Genomic DNA, 17,813 nt, shown 5'->3' on the forward strand with positions numbered 1-17,813 from the left:
CAACAACAGTTACAAGCATGAAGGAACCCCAAACTCTGCTTCAAGGAGCTCTTGGGGTTTTTTTACATCATGATACAGGAGGCGAAGAAGCGTGGCGCCATTCACAATTATGGATATCAAATTGCTGTGCGGGGTCACGGCATTCAAGCGCGGAGAAGACTATAACCAATCTGGCAGGGTAACCAATCTGGTGGTCAGTAAGGATCAGCTTCATTATGAAGCACAGGTACGGGGATCGGAGCGCTATCAGGTCACGGTGGATATAGATGGATCAGGTGAGATTGTGGCAGGTTGCAGTTGTCCGGGTGACGGCAGGCATTATGACTATTGCAAACATGTCGCTGCTGTCCTGTTGGCTATTCACGAATGGGGTGAGCAGGAGGAGCGTAATGCCACGATTGTTTCCGGGAAGCCTCCTCAACCTGCTACAGGCCAAGGAGCCAAAAACAGTTCTAACTCAAGTTCCAAGTCCAGAGTTGGGACGTTGGTCGAAGAAAGCATATGGGAGCGACCACAGTCTGCTTCACGACGAGAGCAACTGAATGATGCTCCAGAGCGTCCGCCCGTTCACTTTGCCCAAGCAGGTCGTCCAAGCTCAGCTTCGGGATGGGGGGGCCGCTCGGCAGATAAACCTTCTTACCGTACGGCGGATCAGATTCTGTCCATGTTTGCCAAGGATCGGAGACCGCTGCATGGAAATGATCGTAAATACACGGCCCCTGTCAGCCGTTCCTCCCTGCGGGAAGAATTGCAGGTTCAGTTTATATGTAAGCTGATACAGGTTCACAAGGGTGGTGGGAAACTTGCTCTTGAATTGAAAGTGGGTAACAAACGTCTGTATGTGGTGCAGAAAGTGAAGCAATTCCTGAACTGTATCGAGAAGGGCGAGCCCATGTCATTTACCAAACTGTTCCACTATGATCCATTGATGCATGTTTTCACTCCGCAGGATCAGGCCATTCTCTCGATGCTTATTCGAATGAGACAGAGTGAGGAGGCCTATCGCCAATCCATCTCCGGTTATCTGGGAGCTTCGGACGGACGGGATATATTGATTGCTCCGCTCGTATGGAAGCCATTGCTGGAATTACTACTACAGGCTGACAGTCGGATGGAGGGAACAGGATTTGCCAATGGACCACTCACACTGGGTGAGGGGGTACTTCCTTTATTTTACCGGATCGCCCAGGGAGCGAATGAAGGATATCAGCTTGAAATTTCGGGACTGCGTGAGCTGATTCTTCTTCCTGCTTATGATGCCGCCGTGGTGGAAGGACAGTTGCATATGTTGGAGCCGATGCAGATGCGAAGTCTGGAGGACTTGAGTGGGGCACTCACGTCGTATGGAATCAAGGAAAGCATCGATATTTCGACTCAGCAGGTGGATGAATTCGTACAGCATGTCGTGCCAGAACTGCGTACGCTCGGACATCTGTCCATTGATTCGCAGGTGCGTGAACAGATCGCGGAACCGGAACTTTCACCGAAGCTGTACATCGACTTCTATCGTGAACGTATTACAGCGCGTCTGGAATTCGACTATGAGGTCATGGTTATTAATCCGCTTGCCGAGTATTTGATCGATGAAGAAGAGAAAAAGGTTATTTTGGTGCGTGATCGATACAAAGAACGGAATCTCATTGAACGGCTCGATCGGTCTTTCCTGGAACGTGATGGTAGTGTCTGGGCGAGCGAACGGGAAGATGCCATCTATGATGTCATGTATCATCTGTTGCCTGAGCTTGAGAAGCAGGTAGACATCTATATGCCAAACGCCGTGAAGGCCATGGTGCAATCCTATCCAACACCGCCGAAAGTACGAGCAGATTTGGGGAGAGGACTGGACTGGCTGGAGATTTCATTCGAGATGGAAGGTGTGGACGAGCAGGAGCTTCAGGAACTCATGCGCCGCATTGTGGAAAAGAAACCATACTTCCGTCTCAAGAGCGGTGTCTTTCTCTCACTTGAAAATGAAGGTGCAGATAGCTTCGCTCACATGGCCGATTCACTTGGGCTGGGAGCAGATGACATCAAGAGTAGCCATATCCGGCTGCCAGCTGTTCGGGCGTTACAATTGCCAGGCAGGGACGAAGTTTCCGGTCATGTGAAGTGGGGAGGCTCTCTGAAACGTTTCCTCGATGATCTCAGAGATCCCGAACGGATGGATTTTACATTGCCGGGATCACTGACCCCCATCCTGCGGGATTATCAGAACAGCGGATACCAGTGGCTGCGTACCCTCGCTTATTATCGTTTTGGCGGCATTCTGGCGGATGATATGGGACTTGGCAAAACGTTGCAAAGTATCGCCTATATCACAGCGGTTCTTCAGGAGAAGCCCGACTACAATATGGACAATACGGGCGTTGATAAATACCGGGAGAGCGGATCATTACGGGGCGGTGAAACGTTGGCGACTTCCAACATTGATTCCGAAACTGGGCTCCCATTGGATAAGATGGATTCAGAGAATACGGATGGCCTATGGTCCACGATGCAGCAGGATGGACTGACAATCCGAACGAGGGTCATTCATCCCCCGGTACTTGTCGTGGCGCCTGCCTCGCTAACCTATAACTGGGCTAATGAGTTTGCACGGTTTGCCCCGCATCTGAAAGTCCTGATCGCAGCCGGTCAGAAAGAAGAGCGAGCCAATATGCTTTCTGGAATGGATGAGGCAGATGTGATTGTGACGTCGTATCCTCTGTTGAGACGGGATTTGGATACCTACCTGGGCCGAACCTTTCATACGCTCATTCTGGATGAAGCTCAGGCAATCAAAAATGCTTCTTCCCAGACCGCGCAGGCAGTGAAACAAATTCAAGCCCCGCGCCGTTTTGCACTCACAGGAACACCTGTAGAGAATTCGCTGGATGAACTGTGGTCCATTTTTGAAGCGGTATTCCCTGGGTTATTTCCAAGTTACAGAAGATTCCGCGACCTTCCTCCGGAACGGATATCGCGGATGGTGCGTCCGTTTATTCTCCGCCGCCTGAAGAAGGATGTTCTGGAAGAATTGCCGGATCGAATTGAAACGGTACAGCGGTCAGAGCTTACGGTTGAACAGAAGAAACTGTACGCCGCATACCTCTCCCAGCTTCAGGATGAAGCATCGAAGGACATGGAGGATAACGGATTCCAGAAGAACCGTATCAAAATTCTGGCAGGCATCACCCGCTTGCGTCAGTTGTGTTGTCATCCGGCCCTCTTTGTCGAAGGATATCAAGGCGATTCCGGGAAAATGGAACAGTTGCTTGAAACGGTCGAGGATTGTTTGGCTGCAGGGAAACGAATTCTCATCTTCTCCCAATTTGCAAGCATGTTGAACCTGATTCGTCAGACCCTTGCGGCACAGGGAAGGAATCTTTTCTATCTCGATGGTCAGACCCCTGCACAGAGCCGGGTTGAGATGTGCCACAGATTTAATGAGGGCGAAGCTGAACTGTTCTTAATCTCCCTGAAAGCTGGAGGGACAGGGCTAAACTTAACGGGTGCAGATACCGTTATATTATATGATCTGTGGTGGAATCCTGCGGTGGAAGAACAAGCCATTGGCCGAGCCCATCGTATGGGACAGAAACAAGTGGTGCAAGTCATCCGTCTGGTTACCGAAGGTACAATCGAAGAGAAGATTTTGGAACTCCAGCAGCGGAAGAAGGACTTAATTGCCGAAGTAATCGAACCGGGAGACGGGGGATCGACGACCTTATCCGAACAGGATATCCGCGAATTGTTGATGGTATAATGAAGTCCAAGCATCGTAGCAATAAGAATCGTTAAATATATGAATCTATACAAGTTGAACTAATCATTTACACGAGAAACGTAGAGGGCAGAAAAAAGCTGCATCGGAAGCATACGCTATCACCATATTTTCACCTTTGTAAAAGTGAATTGAAAAATCTGGGGATAACAGCGATCGGAAGGTTGTTCTGTCATCGGAGTAGTAAGTGTTAATATGCTTTAGTTCAACTTGTTTAGCAAAAGGAGTGGGTTCGTGTGCGTATTCGCAAAGCGATTATTCCAGCCGCAGGGCTGGGTACCCGGTTTCTGCCTGCCACCAAGGCGATGCCTAAGGAAATGCTGCCCATTGTGGACAAGCCAACAATCCAGTACATTATTGAAGAAGCCGTAGCTTCAGGCATTGAAGATATCATTATTGTGACAGGTAAAGGGAAGCGGGCCATTGAAGACCACTTCGACTACTCTTTTGAGCTGGAGCAGAATCTAGCGCACAAACAGAAGTGGGACTTGCTAAACGAAGTACGCAAACCCTCCGAGATGGCGGATATCCATTATATCCGTCAAAAGGAACCGAAGGGACTTGGTCACGCCATCTGGTGTGCCCGCAAGTTTATCGGCAACGAACCTTTTGCCGTCCTGTTAGGGGATGACATTGTGGAAGCGGATCATCCCTGCCTGAAGCAGATGATCGAAGTCTACGATGAACTGCAATCTCCAATCGTTGGTGTACAGCCTGTTGATTGGAGCGAGGTATCCCGCTATGGGATAGTGGACGGGGAGTTGCTTACCCCTACCGATGATCGTGTCTTTCGGGCCCACCGCTTAATTGAGAAACCAAAGACCGAAGATTCCCCTTCGAACCTTGCTATTATGGGACGTTACATTCTTACACCGGATATTTTCGAGATTCTGGGTCAACAATCTGCTGGTGTCGGGGGAGAAATCCAACTCACGGATGCCTTATCCCGATTGAATGAACAGCGGCAGATTCTCGCATATCATTTTGACGGACTGCGTCATGATGTTGGCGAGAAGTTAGGCTTCATTGAGACATCGATTCACTACGCATTGCAGCGCCCGGATCTGCGTGAGGATTTGTTGGCATATCTGAAGAAGATAATGGCGTTGAACTAACAGATACCTAATTGACGTCAAACCGCATTAAGAACAGGGCACCCAATAATTAGAAACATAATCATCCTTTTGAAATGTTCTAAATTTAGTTATAACTGTTTTGCTTAAGTAATTAATAAAATTATTTATTATCTATATTTTTGGGGGTCTCATAATATGAAAGCTATTATCCTGGCGGGTGGGACCGGGTCTCGCCTGTTTCCTTTAACTAAGGTAACTAATAAACATTTGCTTCCTGTGGGCAAGTATCCGATGATTTTTCATGCCTCATATAAATTAAAACAAGCTGGCCTTACCGATATTATGGTCATTACCGGCAAAGAACACATGGGCGATGTTGTTAATCTGCTTGGTAGCGGAAGTGATATGGGCGTCTCATTCACCTATCGAGTTCAGGATGAAGCCGGCGGAATCGCTCAAGCATTGGGATTGGCTGAACAATTCGCAGGTGATGACCAGATCGTTGTCATACTAGGAGATAACGTGTTCGAAGACAATATTACTGAATATGTAGCTAGATTCCGGGAGCAGAGATCCGGAGCTAAAATATTGATCCAAGAGGTTTCTGATCCTCACCGTTTCGGGGTGCCTGAGATTGATGGTCATCGTATTGTATCTATTGAAGAAAAGCCTCAGATACCTAAAAGCAATTATGCAGTTACAGGCATATATATGTTTGATAATGAAGTTTTTGATATAATCCGAACATTAAAGCCCTCCGATCGGGGAGAGTTAGAAATTACGGATGTCAACAATGCATATATTGAAAGTGGAAATTTAACTTACGATATACTTCAGGGTTGGTGGACCGATGCGGGTACTCATGCCTCATTAGCGCGGGCTAATGAACTGGCGCAGGATATTGTTTTTGGTGAAGAATTTGGAAAGTTAAAGTTGTAGAAGAGAAGGGAGGGTAAAACAATTGAAGATCACTCCTTCGAAACTGACAGGCGCTTGTTTAATTGAACCAGTGGTGCATGGGGATCATCGGGGTTTTTTTATGGAAAGTTACAACGAACACATCATGAAACAAAACGGAATTCACTACGACTTTGTTCAGGATAATCAATCTTTGTCCGCACAGCAGGGAGTATTGCGTGGTTTGCACTACCAGCTGAATCCCAAAGCACAAACCAAGCTGATTCGTGTCATCTCGGGTGCAATTTACGACGTCATTGTCGATATCCGTCATAGCTCTCCAACGTTTGGTCAGTGGCAGGGTTTTATCCTTAGCGAATATAATCACTGCCAGTTGCTTGTACCTAAAGGTTTTGCTCATGGTTTTTGCACATTGGTTCCGAATACCCAAGTCATATACAAAGTGGACGAATATTATTCCCCTGAGCATGATCGCGGCATATTATGGAGTGATCCGGTACTTGGCATAGATTGGCCTACATCCAAACCGGTTTTATCAGAGAAAGACGAGAAGCACCCACTGCTTAAGGATGCAGACATTAACTTCGATTTTGGATCGTGAAGGATACAGGAGGTTTCAAAATTATGAAACTACTCGTTACCGGCGGGGCCGGTTTTATTGGAAGTAATTTTGTGATGTACATGCTGGATCAGCATCCTGATTATGAAATTATTAATGTGGATGCACTCACGTATGCGGGCAATTTGGAAAACTTGAAATCCCTTGAACGTAATCAGCGTCATACCTTTGTCAAAGCTGATATAACAGATGCTGCCGAGATGGATCGTCTAATCGGTCAAGGCATAGATGTGATAGTCAACTTCGCAGCAGAATCTCATGTGGATCGTAGTATACTGGAGCCAGACGTTTTCGTGCGAACGAATGTGAATGGTACTCAAGCGCTGCTTGAAGCCGCTAAAAAACACAATATTTCCAAGTTTGTTCAGGTTTCGACGGATGAGGTGTACGGTTCACTTGGTCCAACTGGTCTATTCACTGAAAAAACTCCATTACAACCCAACAGCCCTTATTCGGCATCCAAGGCTGGTGGAGATCTACTTGTGAGAGCGTACCATGAAACATTTGGTCTGCCTATGAATATTACGCGTTGTTCCAACAATTATGGTCCGTACCAGTTTCCTGAAAAACTAATCCCGCTGATGATTTCACGTGCTCTAGCAGATGAGGCTTTGCCTGTATACGGAGATGGATTAAACATTAGAGACTGGCTCTATGTAGAAGACCATTGTAGCGCCATCGACCTGGTGATTCATCAGGGGATTAATGGTGAGGTATACAACATCGGTGGCAATAACGAACGAACCAACGTACACATTGTTAATACCATTTTGGAGCAGCTTGGTAAACCAGAATCCTTAATCAAATACGTGCAAGACCGACCTGGTCATGACCGTAGATACGGCATTGATCCGACCAAAACAATGTCTGAACTCAACTGGCAACCGAAGTATACATTTGAAACCGGGATCAAGGAGACCATTCAATGGTATCTGAATAACGAAGAATGGTGGACTCGCATTCAGTCCGGAGTGTATCAACAGTACTACGCCAAGCAATACGGATCTCGATTGGGAGACGATAAGTAATGAAGGTATTGGTTACGGGATCAAATGGACAGTTGGGACGTGATGTCGTTCTTCTTTTGGAGAATGAGGGACATTCTGTTCTTGCTTGTGATCGGGATCAAATGGATATTACCAATCAGGAACAGTGTAATGAAGTCGTTTCCTCATTTCATCCTGAAGTGGTCATACATTGTGCAGCATATACGGCTGTTGATGCAGCACAGACAGATATTGATGGTGCGTATAAAGTGAATGCCGTGGGAACGCGCAATGTTACTGTAGTGGCAGAAAGAACTGGAGCCAAGCTTATTTATATTAGTACCGACTATGTATTTGATGGCAACTCGGAAAACCCTTATCAGGAATATGATAATACGAATCCGCAAAGCGTGTATGGCAAATCCAAACGAGCAGGAGAATTACTGGTACAGTCACTGTCATCAAAATGGTTTATTGTGCGTACTTCTTGGGTTTATGGTCTTTACGGGAATAATTTTGTCAAAACGATGCTGAAGTTGGGGCAGGAAAAATCGAAACTGCAGGTGGTCAATGACCAAAAAGGGTCACCTACTTATACCGTAGATTTGGGCGAATTCCTGCTAAAACTTATGCGTACAGAAAAGTATGGGATATATCATGCTTCCAATAGCGGGACTTGTACATGGTATGAATTCACTCAGGCTATCTTTGAGGAAGCTCGAGAGTTAAAAGGATTATCCATTCAAGCGCAATTGGAGCCTTGTACGACAGAGCAGTTTCCTAGACCAGCGCCTAGGCCACGTAATTCAGTGTTGGACCATCTATCCATTCGAACCAACGGTTTGTCTGGCCTCCGTCCGTGGCGGGAGGGACTGCGTGATTTTATTGGCTTTTCATCAAAATAAGGATTAAACTTAGTAACACAATATCTGACTCTCGCTCGATTATTTGTGAGCGGGAGTTTTCGTTAACGGAGTAATATACATTGATGAGCAGATAAAAAGTCTTCTCATATAAAGTAAGGTAGAAGTCCGGATAAATATCAGGCATGATGGCTCTTCATACAGAACTATTCAAAAGTAAATGAGTATGAGTATGGACTAGATTGTGTTATTGAATGAACTAATTGGGTGTAATTTTTTGAACTTGTGCTACAAGCGGGGCCTATGTACGATATATTTGCATTCATATTTGCATTCTGTAATCAAAGATGATATATGGAAGCAGGATAACTCAGTTCTGAAGAGTTTTACTAAAATTTACAATTCATTCAAATCCTTCACCCACCATTTAACAGCCGCCTCGGGCGGCTGTTTTGTTTTGCACCTCCTCAATTCGGGTAGTTAGCTAACAAAAAGGTACTGAGGATGTGAATGTGATATGAAACGCATTGCCGCCGTGTTAATACTACTGATCGTCACCGTGGGCACACTCTTTTTCGCCTATGAGAGCGAGAGTAAGGAACAACGGGACGGATTTACCGCTTATAGATTAATCGCCCATGCGATGGGCAGTATTCGTGATCAACCATATACCAACGCCTATGAAGCGATGATTGCCAATTACGAGAAAGGCACACGTGTATTTGAGATCGACTTTATGTTGACCTCGGATCGCAAAGCCGTAGCCAGACATGAATGGACCGCTAATATGAGCAAAATGCTAGGACAAGACGAAGAGCTTCCGGAGGATAAACAAGCCGGGGCGTTGACACATGATGAATTCATGAATACGCCTATTTTGGGTATGTACCAGCCTATGGATGCCGACGGCATTATAGATGTACTGGCCCAGTACCCGGATATGTATATCGTAACTGACACCAAGGAACAGAAGGATGAGGATATTCAGCAGGTGTTAAGATCCCTTGTGGATGCAGCGGAAGAACATGATCCCTCCGTGCTGGACCGGGTGGTTGTACAGATCTATAACGAACCGATGCTCGAAACGGTGAAAGAAGTCTATGCATTCCCTTCCATTATCTATACGTTATATGCCACACAGGATACAGAAGCTCAGGTTGTTGATTTTGTGCAAAAGAATGATATTGATGCCGTGACTATGCCGGAATATAAAGTAAACCAGAATTTCGTCGCCAAGCTGAATAGTGCGGGCTCAGTCACCTACGTGCATACTATCAACGACACTGAACAGGTGGCTAACTATGAGAAATGGGGCGTGTACGGGGTATACTCGGATGTGCTGACGGAGCAGGAGTTGGATGAGATGAATACACGTTTTGCCTGGAAACCGTAAAAATCCGTATTTTTCTGTTCCCCTTTTTATACGAACATTGACACTCACTGTCTGCTGACTTAGACTTAGTTTACAAGCTTTCTAGGATGCAGAAGAACCTCTGGAGGAATGTTCGTTGATAGACATGATTAAGCAGTGGAGACATGTATTTAAGCTTGACCCGGACCGGAAGATTACGGACGAAGAACTTGATCTGGTCTGCATGTCGGGGACCGATGCAATTATCGTCGGTGGCTCTTCTGGAATTACTTATGATAACACGGTAGACCTGATGTCCCGTGTACGTCGTTATGAGGTGCCATGTGTGCTTGAAGTATCCGATCTGGAGGCTGTTGTTCCCGGCTTTGATGGATATTTGATCCCCATGGTCCTGAATGCAACGGACAGCAAATGGATGATTGGGCACCACCAGCAAGCCATAGAGCGTTATGGTTATCTTATTCCTTGGGATCTGCTTATTGCCGAGGGTTATATTGTGCTTAATGCAAACTCTACGGTAGCTCGGTTGACTGGCGCAGATACGGATCTGACGACAGGAGCTGCGGTGGCATATGCCCAGGCTGCGGAGCGTCTGCTCAATCTTCCAATTGTGTACATGGAGTACAGCGGAACGTTCGGAGATATGGAGCTTGTTGGTGAGACACACAGACAATTGGATCGGGCACACCTTATCTACGGCGGCGGAATTGATGATTCGGAGAAAGCCTCGCAAGCTGCCCAGGTGGCAGATACTGTCGTGGTAGGTAACATTGTGTACAGCGATTTAACTAAGGCACTTGAGACGGTGTTGGCTGTAAAAGGAACCATTTAATCGGTTTAGTTTACCATTCCCCCATTTTCCCCTTATGATCTGTTAAAATAGAACTTTGACCTTACTAATTAAAGAAGTTATATGAGCGTAATGTCGTTTACACTAGAACGAAGAGGAGAGAAGTGAGCTGGAGAAACGAAATGCTCGTTAAAAGCTTTCTGTAAGAAAGCTAAATCCTAAGCATACTTCTATTACCTGATTTTGTTCTTTTTTTACTAAGAAATTCGTATAGAGGGACTATGTTTACACAGAAACGGAGAGTGCAGAAGCAATCTGAAGAAACGAAGTGTTCGTATTTATCACCGAAATTTCCCTTTAATAAAGGGAATCAAAAAATCTGGGGATAACGACGATCGGAAGATGCTGCTGCAATCGAAGTCCAAGTGTAATGGATAGATCACTTATACCGACCAACCAACGAAAGGAGCATGCATGCATGCAACCTGTAAATATACATGATGCCGTTGCACGGCTTAACACCCCTCAACGGCAAGCCGTCGAGGCGACGGATGGCCCGCTGCTGATTATGGCCGGAGCGGGCTCTGGCAAGACCCGGGTGCTGACACACCGGATTGCCTACCTTATTGCAACACGGAAGGCACCTCCGTGGGGCATTTTAGCGATTACCTTTACGAACAAAGCCGCTCGTGAGATGCAAGACCGGGTATCTCAACTCGTAGGTGGCTCCCAGGGCCGTGACATTTGGGTATCCACATTCCACTCCATGTGCGTGCGTATTTTGCGCCGTGACATTGAACGTATTGGTTTTACCTCCAACTTCAGTATTTTGGACTCATCGGACCAATTATCTGTAATTCGCAGCTGTATGAAAGATCAGAATATCGATACCAAGAAATTCGAGCCCAAAGCAGTTCAATCCATGATGAGCACGGCCAAGAATGAACTGATCAGTCCGGAGCAATATGAGAAACAGTCGGGAGATTATTTTGAAGGTATTGTGGCGAAGGTATATAAGATGTACCAGAAACGGTTAAGAGCCAACAACTCACTTGATTTCGACGATCTCATTATGCAGACCATTCAGCTGTTCAAGGAAGTGCCGGAAGTCCTCGACTTTTACCAAAAGAAATTCCAGTACATTCACGTCGATGAATATCAGGATACGAACCGTGCGCAGTACATGCTGTGCCGCATGCTCGCTGACAGTCACCACCACATCTGCGTTGTGGGAGATAGTGACCAGTCGATCTATCGCTGGCGCGGAGCGGATATCAGCAATATCCTGAACTTTGAGAAAGATTACCCTGAAGCAAGTACGATTTTGCTGGAGCAGAACTATCGTTCTACGTCCAATATTCTGAATGCAGCGAATGAAGTGATTGGCCTGAATACAGGGCGTAAACCGAAGAAACTGTGGACGGACAAAGAGGGTGGTTCGAAGATCAAGGTGTACCGTGCGGATTCCGAACATGATGAGGGGTATTTTGTTACCTCCGAGATTAGTAAAAATGTGAAGAACGGCAAATCCTATCAGAACCATGCTATTTTGTACCGTACCAACGCCCAGTCCCGGGTTATAGAGGAAATTCTGATCAAGTCTGATATTCCGTATCAGATTGTCGGCGGCATCAAGTTCTATGATCGTAAAGAGATCAAGGACATTCTGGCGTATTTGCGCCTGTTATCCAACCCCGATGATGATATCAGTCTTACCCGGATCATTAATGTACCGAAACGTAGCATTGGTGATACAACGGTAGCGAAGCTCGCGGCTGCGGCAGGAGAGCGTGGAATTTCTATTTTCCGTGTACTTCAGGTCGTAGATGATCTTGGTTTTGCTGGCCGTACGCGAAATGCGCTGGTGGAGTTCTATGACATGATCGCTGCTTTGCATCAGATGGTAGAGTATCTGTCTGTAACTGAACTGACCGAGAAGATTCTTGAGATGAGCCAATACCGTCTCGAGATGCAAAATGAAAATACACTCGAATCCCGTGCACGGCTGGAGAACATTGAAGAGTTCCTGTCAGTAACGATGGAATTTGAGAAAAATAATGAAGACAAAACGCTCGTTTCGTTCCTCACCGATCTTGCATTGATTGCTGACATCGACAGCATGAACGATGATGAAGAGGATCAGAGCGACGTTGTTACCCTGATGACCATGCACAGTGCCAAAGGTCTGGAGTTCCCGGTTGTCTTTATCGTGGGTATGGAGGAAGGAGTCTTCCCTCATAGCCGGGCCTTTATGGATAATGAAGAGCTGGAGGAAGAACGCCGACTTGCTTATGTAGGGATTACTCGTGCGGAAGAGCAACTGTTCCTGTCCTGTGCCCAGATGCGTACCTTGTTTGGACGTACCACAGCAAACCCGCCTTCCCGCTTCCTGGATGAAATTCCGGATGAGTTGAAGGAAGACACCTCGATGGCTCGTGATCGCTACCGCCGCGGCAATAGCGGAGGCGGCTCATATGGTGGACGTGGACTAGGCTCTAGTGGAGGAAGTAACTTCGGTGGTGGCGCCAAGCTCTTTGATCACCAAAGCAAGAGCGGTTCATCTGCTACCTCATCCACGCCAACTTCGCGTGTGACCACAAGTGTCACCCGCCCAACATACTCTACGCCATCCTCTGCTTCCAAGCCAGCCGTTTCTAATGGTGAAGCAGGATTCAAGGCAGGCGATAAAGTACAGCATGGCAAATGGGGGACAGGCACGATTGTTGCGGTCAAAGGTACAGGTAATGATACCGAATTGCAGATTGCATTCCCAGCTCCGGTTGGCGTGAAACGTTTGCTTGCCGGTTTTGCCCCTATTACGAAAGTAGAATAAGAACGAAACTTCCTTTTGCACGATAACAGAGAGAGCAGAAATAACTTGAAGAAGCATAGCGTTCGCCTTTATCCCCGGATTTCCACCTTTTAAAATGGATTAAAAGAAATCCGGGGATAACAGCGATTGGAAAGTTATTCTGTTATCGGAGTGTCATTGTGGATATTCATTCATTGAAATTATGTAGTGATATCAACGATGGAACGTTATTATGTTATCGGAGTTCACGTGCAATAGGAGTATTTGTTCTACATATATAGATCAAATTAACGGAGGGATGGCCCTGTATGGACCCGATGCACCGGATGGAGCAACTCGTTACCGAGCTGAACCAGCATAATTATCAGTACTACACGATGGATCAGCCACAGATCAGCGATAAGGAGTATGATCTTCTGTACGATGAACTGGTTACGCTGGAACAGGAAAGCGGCATGGTTCTGCCTGATTCTCCAACACAGCGTGTGGGTGGCGAACTTCTCAAGGGGTTTACCCCGCATCGCCACTTATCCTCCTTATGGAGTCTGGACAAAGCACAGAATATTGAGCAGCTTCGGAGCTGGAATACCCGTGTACTGAAACTGATTAATGACTATAACAGTAAAAATCCCGATACGCCTTTACCGGAACCAGGTTATGTCATTGAGTTGAAGTTTGACGGTTTGACGCTGAACCTGACGTACACCAACGGTGAGTTGGTACAAGCCTCTACACGAGGGAACGGTACCGTAGGTGAAGGTATTTTGGCACAGGTAAGAACGATCCGATCCGTTCCGCTCAAAATTCCTTACACAAGCGGTACAATTGAAGTACAGGGTGAAGGTATCATGAATCTGTCTGTCTTGGAACGATATAATGAGACGGCGGCAGAGCCACTCAAGAATGCGCGGAATGCAGCAGCAGGAGCGCTGCGTAACCTGAATCCGAAGGCGACGGCTGAGCGTCGGCTAAATGCTTACTTTTATAACGTAGGTTATTCGGATGACATTCAGTTTGCCAATCATCAGCAGATGATGGACTTCCTGCGTGAGAACCGATTCAAAGTTAATCCATCCATCACGTATTTCCATGAGTTTGATGATGTGATGGAACAATTGGCTGCGATTCAGGAGAACCGGGGTCAGCTGGACTATCTGATCGATGGAGCTGTTATCAAAATTACGGACGTGCGCACCCGCGAAGTGCTGGGTTATACCGATAAATTCCCTCGCTGGGCGGTGGCATACAAATTCGAGGCAGAAGAGACCACGACGGTTCTTAACGCTGTGGTATGGAATGTGGGTCGTACTGGCAAAGTAACTCCGCTGGCACGCGTAGAACCGGTTGAACTTGCCGGAGTAACGGTACAGAACTGTACTTTGAACAATGTCGGCGATATTGAGCGCAAAAATCTGAAGTTTGCTCTGGGCACACGGGTCTTTATCCGTCGCTCCAACGACGTCATTCCTGAGATTCTGGGTAAAGTGACGGAGGAGAGTGATGGCGAGGAGATCGTCTTCCCTGAGCAGTGTCCTGCATGTGGATTCCCACTGGAGCAACGCGGAGCGCATCTGTTCTGTAACAACAGACTTGCGTGTAAACCGCAAACGGTGGCACGTATTTCTCATTTTGCTTCCCGTGATGCCATGGACATCGAGACATTCAGTGAGAAAACAGCGATTCAGCTGTATGATGAATTGAACGTGCGTGAGCCTGCCGACCTGTATACGTTACAGTTTGATGATCTGGTGAAGCTGGAGCGGTTTGGGGAAAAGAAAGCGAACAATCTTATCGCTGCGCTTGAGCTTAGTAAAGATAGAGACTTGGCTTCCTTCTTATACTCACTGGGTATTCCGAACACAGGTAAATCGACAACGCGCATGCTCGCTGATCATTATCGAGATCTGCACGCCATTATGAATGCAACCGTGGAAGAACTGGTTGAACTACCCGACGTCGGTGGTATTGTGGCAGAGAGCATCGTAAACTTTTTTGCAGATCCGTTTACACAGGCTGCAATTGAGAAAATGCTCAACTTGGGTGTGAAAGCTCAGGCACCTGAGGCACCAGCCGTTGCTGTTGTGGAAGATTCCTTCTTCAGTGGTAAAACGGTCGTCTTGACCGGAACGCTGCATCAATTGACGCGGGAAGAGGCAACGCAAAGACTGGAAGCGCTCGGAGCGAAGGTGACTGGTAGTGTGTCGAAAAAGACAGATTTGGTTATTGCCGGAGAGAAGGCAGGTAGTAAACTAACCAAAGCTCATGATCTCGGTATTCCAACGATTGAGGATGAGGACGAACTTGTACGTCTTTTGAACCCACAGGGTTAAAGTGTAATCAGAGAGTTCATAATGAGGAAAAAGAAAAAGGCCCCCGAAGACACGAATATGTGATCGGGGGCTTTTGCTATTTATCTAAATTATTTTTACAACGAATGAACGCTCATCAATCTTATCTGATCATGAACCGCTTAAATTGTTAGGGATGCGTTGAGCTGCACCTGTAAGCCATGCATCCTTGTCATATCCTCGCTCTTCCCAGTAACCAATATGTTCGCTGTCGATGAGTTCAATGCGATTCAACCATTTCACTGATTTATAGGCATACATCTGAGGAATGACGAGCCGTACCGGACCGCCAAGATCAGCAGGGATAGGTTTGCCATCATGCATGACAGCGACCATAATATCTTCCATTTGTGCTTGATCCAACGTAATCGCATCTGTATACACACCATCACCGGAATAAAACTTTACACTGTGAGCTTCCGACTTTACTCCGGCTTGTTTCAAAAGCTGTGCAAGAGAAATACCTTCCCAGGTATTCTTATATACAGACCAGCCCGTTACACAGTGGAAATCACTAACCTGTACGGTACGCGCCAGCTTCACGAATTGTTCCCAATTCCATACCTGTGCCCGTTCAACCAGTCCATCGATTCGGAAAGACCAATTAGCATTGGAGAAGGATGGTATAGGCGTAACTGTATATACGCGGAAATGACCTTCAGCTCCGCCTCCAATGGGAGGTGAAGAGGCAGACAGCGGTTGTGGCAGAGGAACCATACGGTTAGGATCGTTCTCCAGCATGCTATCAATACTATTATCGATCTTGAGATTTCGTCCTACCCAGGATATAAAAGTAGGACCAAGAGTCACGGCGAGACCAACCCCCACAGCAGAACGGATGAAAGCTCGTCGTGTATACAATGGTTGAGGTCGCTCCTCTGATTTGAGGGGATCTCTCTCGGAACTGCGATCAAACTGGGAAGAAGATATAGCAGCCGGAGTTTCTTTTTCATCCGATATTGAATCAGATGGATCAGCTGTATTTTGAGTTCGTGTTGAAGTTGTAGTGGTTTTAACCGCACGACGTGCAGGATCCTTTAACCATTTGGTCCGAGTGATGGAGTGATAGATAATATAAGGTAAGCCCACCCAAGTCAGCAGGTCATGGATCAAAAGTGCAGCATTCGACCATCGAGGTCCAGCTAGCTTGAACTGCCATAATACAATACCCGAGAGTAGCCAGCCTACCAGCAGAGCAAGAACAAAGATGGTGTTCACCCTTTGCCAAGGTCTATTACGAAGCTGTTTCCAGTGCTTTCCGGCCAAAATCAAGTAATATACTACGGGTGCCAGCATAGCTAGCCCAACGATGATATGTAGCCATTTTAACCAGACACGTCCAATTCCGAGTATCTCGCGCCAAAAGCCGCCTACCAGCATAAGACCTGAAATAGCAAGGATCACAACAATCCAGGCATTCCAAGCATGGATGGAAACCAACTTTTTTCCGTAACCTTTGCGTCTGTTCTTCAACCATTGTTTCAAGTGCGATCACCCCATATAGGTTAGTAATGAGTTTATTCAGAACTTTGATATGTAATAGCTAGCTGTGAATGGAGTACGTGATCTGTGTAAAGGTGCAATGCGAGATGGTTATACGATTGTTCATGGGCTACTTATGAAAGTAGTACACTTGACTGCTTAACCTTATCTCTATATCTATATACCTTATTATAGAGTTTTTGGATCACTTTCTTCAAACCAACAGAAGGACAAGGATCGTTATCCCGATCGGTACTCTAACTAAAAACTCATCTAGATCATTATTACTTGTGGTTATAGAAGGAAGTATTTATAGAAATGAGTTATTTCTTTTATATGTAATGCACTTTAAGGGTACCCTTTCACTTGTTCAGAGCATGTGTTAATCTGTCGAATACAGGTTGGAGACAAGACACCGTAGATGAAGATATCATGATATCAAAAGGTTGATTAAAAATGCTTGCTAAATAAATCACTACGTGATATATTATTTCTTGTCGCTTCAAACGAATGATTGTCATAATCATTTGAAAGATGACGAAAACAAAGTGTTGACAGTAAGTTAGTTAACATGATATGATAAGATTCCTGTCCGGTTGACAAACATCAACATAAAACATCAACATAAACGGACATACAAGTTCCTTGAAAACTGAACAAATGGATAGTAACTTTTGATTCACAATGAATCGTCAGATTCAAAATGAGCTTATCGCTCTTTTCAATACTTTATTGGAGAGTTTGATCCTGGCTCAGGACGAACGCTGGCGGCATGCCTAATACA

The 17,813-nt window shown here is 46.1% G+C and carries 11 protein-coding genes; 10 read left to right on the forward strand and 1 reads right to left on the reverse strand.

Going from position 1 to position 17,813, the window contains the following annotated elements:
* The first annotated feature begins 91 nt into the window (after positions 1-91).
* The 10 genes from J2Z28_RS28670 to ligA all read left to right on the forward strand — a co-directional run bounded on the left by J2Z28_RS28670 (position 92) and on the right by ligA (position 15,529).
* Entirely contained in the window at positions 92-3,745 is a 3,654-nt protein-coding gene (locus tag J2Z28_RS28670; protein ID WP_211085428.1) for a DEAD/DEAH box helicase, read from the forward strand.
* Between the two features lie 254 nt (positions 3,746-3,999).
* Positions 4,000-4,878, forward strand: a complete 879-nt coding sequence (galU, locus tag J2Z28_RS28675; protein WP_211085429.1) for a UTP--glucose-1-phosphate uridylyltransferase GalU — start codon at positions 4,000-4,002, stop codon at positions 4,876-4,878.
* 156 nt (positions 4,879-5,034) lie between these two features.
* Entirely contained in the window at positions 5,035-5,778 is a 744-nt protein-coding gene (locus J2Z28_RS28680) for a sugar phosphate nucleotidyltransferase (protein WP_211085430.1), read from the forward strand.
* Between the two features lie 22 nt (positions 5,779-5,800).
* Entirely contained in the window at positions 5,801-6,358 is a 558-nt protein-coding gene (gene rfbC, locus J2Z28_RS28685; protein ID WP_211085431.1) for a dTDP-4-dehydrorhamnose 3,5-epimerase, read from the forward strand.
* Positions 6,359-6,381: 23 nt separating this feature from the next.
* On the forward strand, positions 6,382-7,404 hold the full coding sequence (rfbB, locus tag J2Z28_RS28690) for a dTDP-glucose 4,6-dehydratase (RefSeq protein WP_211085432.1): 1,023 nt from the start codon (positions 6,382-6,384) through the stop codon (positions 7,402-7,404).
* Positions 7,404-8,267 carry a dTDP-4-dehydrorhamnose reductase gene (gene rfbD / locus J2Z28_RS28695; protein WP_211085433.1) on the forward strand — a complete coding sequence of 288 codons (864 nt, stop codon included), beginning with the start codon at positions 7,404-7,406 and terminating at the stop codon, positions 8,265-8,267. The genes rfbB and rfbD overlap by 1 nt, the downstream gene beginning before the upstream one ends.
* 475 nt (positions 8,268-8,742) lie before the next feature.
* Positions 8,743-9,618, forward strand: coding sequence for a phosphatidylinositol-specific phospholipase C/glycerophosphodiester phosphodiesterase family protein (locus J2Z28_RS28700; protein ID WP_211085434.1), 876 nt, complete (start codon positions 8,743-8,745; stop codon positions 9,616-9,618).
* Between the two features lie 115 nt (positions 9,619-9,733).
* Positions 9,734-10,429 (forward strand): heptaprenylglyceryl phosphate synthase, encoded by a 696-nt coding sequence (gene pcrB, locus J2Z28_RS28705; RefSeq protein WP_211085435.1) that lies wholly within the window; start codon positions 9,734-9,736, stop codon positions 10,427-10,429.
* 436 nt (positions 10,430-10,865) lie between these two features.
* The gene (gene pcrA, locus J2Z28_RS28710; RefSeq protein ID WP_211085436.1) at positions 10,866-13,220 is read left to right on the forward strand and encodes a DNA helicase PcrA; all 2,355 of its coding nucleotides are present in this window, start codon (positions 10,866-10,868) and stop codon (positions 13,218-13,220) included.
* 287 nt (positions 13,221-13,507) lie between these two features.
* Complete coding sequence (gene ligA, locus J2Z28_RS28715) at positions 13,508-15,529, forward strand: NAD-dependent DNA ligase LigA (protein ID WP_211085437.1); 2,022 nt, start codon at positions 13,508-13,510, stop codon at positions 15,527-15,529.
* Positions 15,530-15,658: 129 nt separating this feature from the next.
* Here ligA and J2Z28_RS28720 read toward each other — a convergent pair whose 3' ends face one another.
* A complete protein-coding gene (locus J2Z28_RS28720; RefSeq protein WP_211085438.1) occupies positions 15,659-17,032 on the reverse strand; it encodes a molybdopterin-dependent oxidoreductase in 1,374 nt (457 codons plus the stop codon).
* Positions 17,033-17,813: the final 781 nt, after the last annotated feature.

The organism is Paenibacillus xylanexedens (assembly GCF_017874615.1).
GTDB lineage: Bacteria > Bacillota > Bacilli > Paenibacillales > Paenibacillaceae > Paenibacillus > Paenibacillus xylanexedens.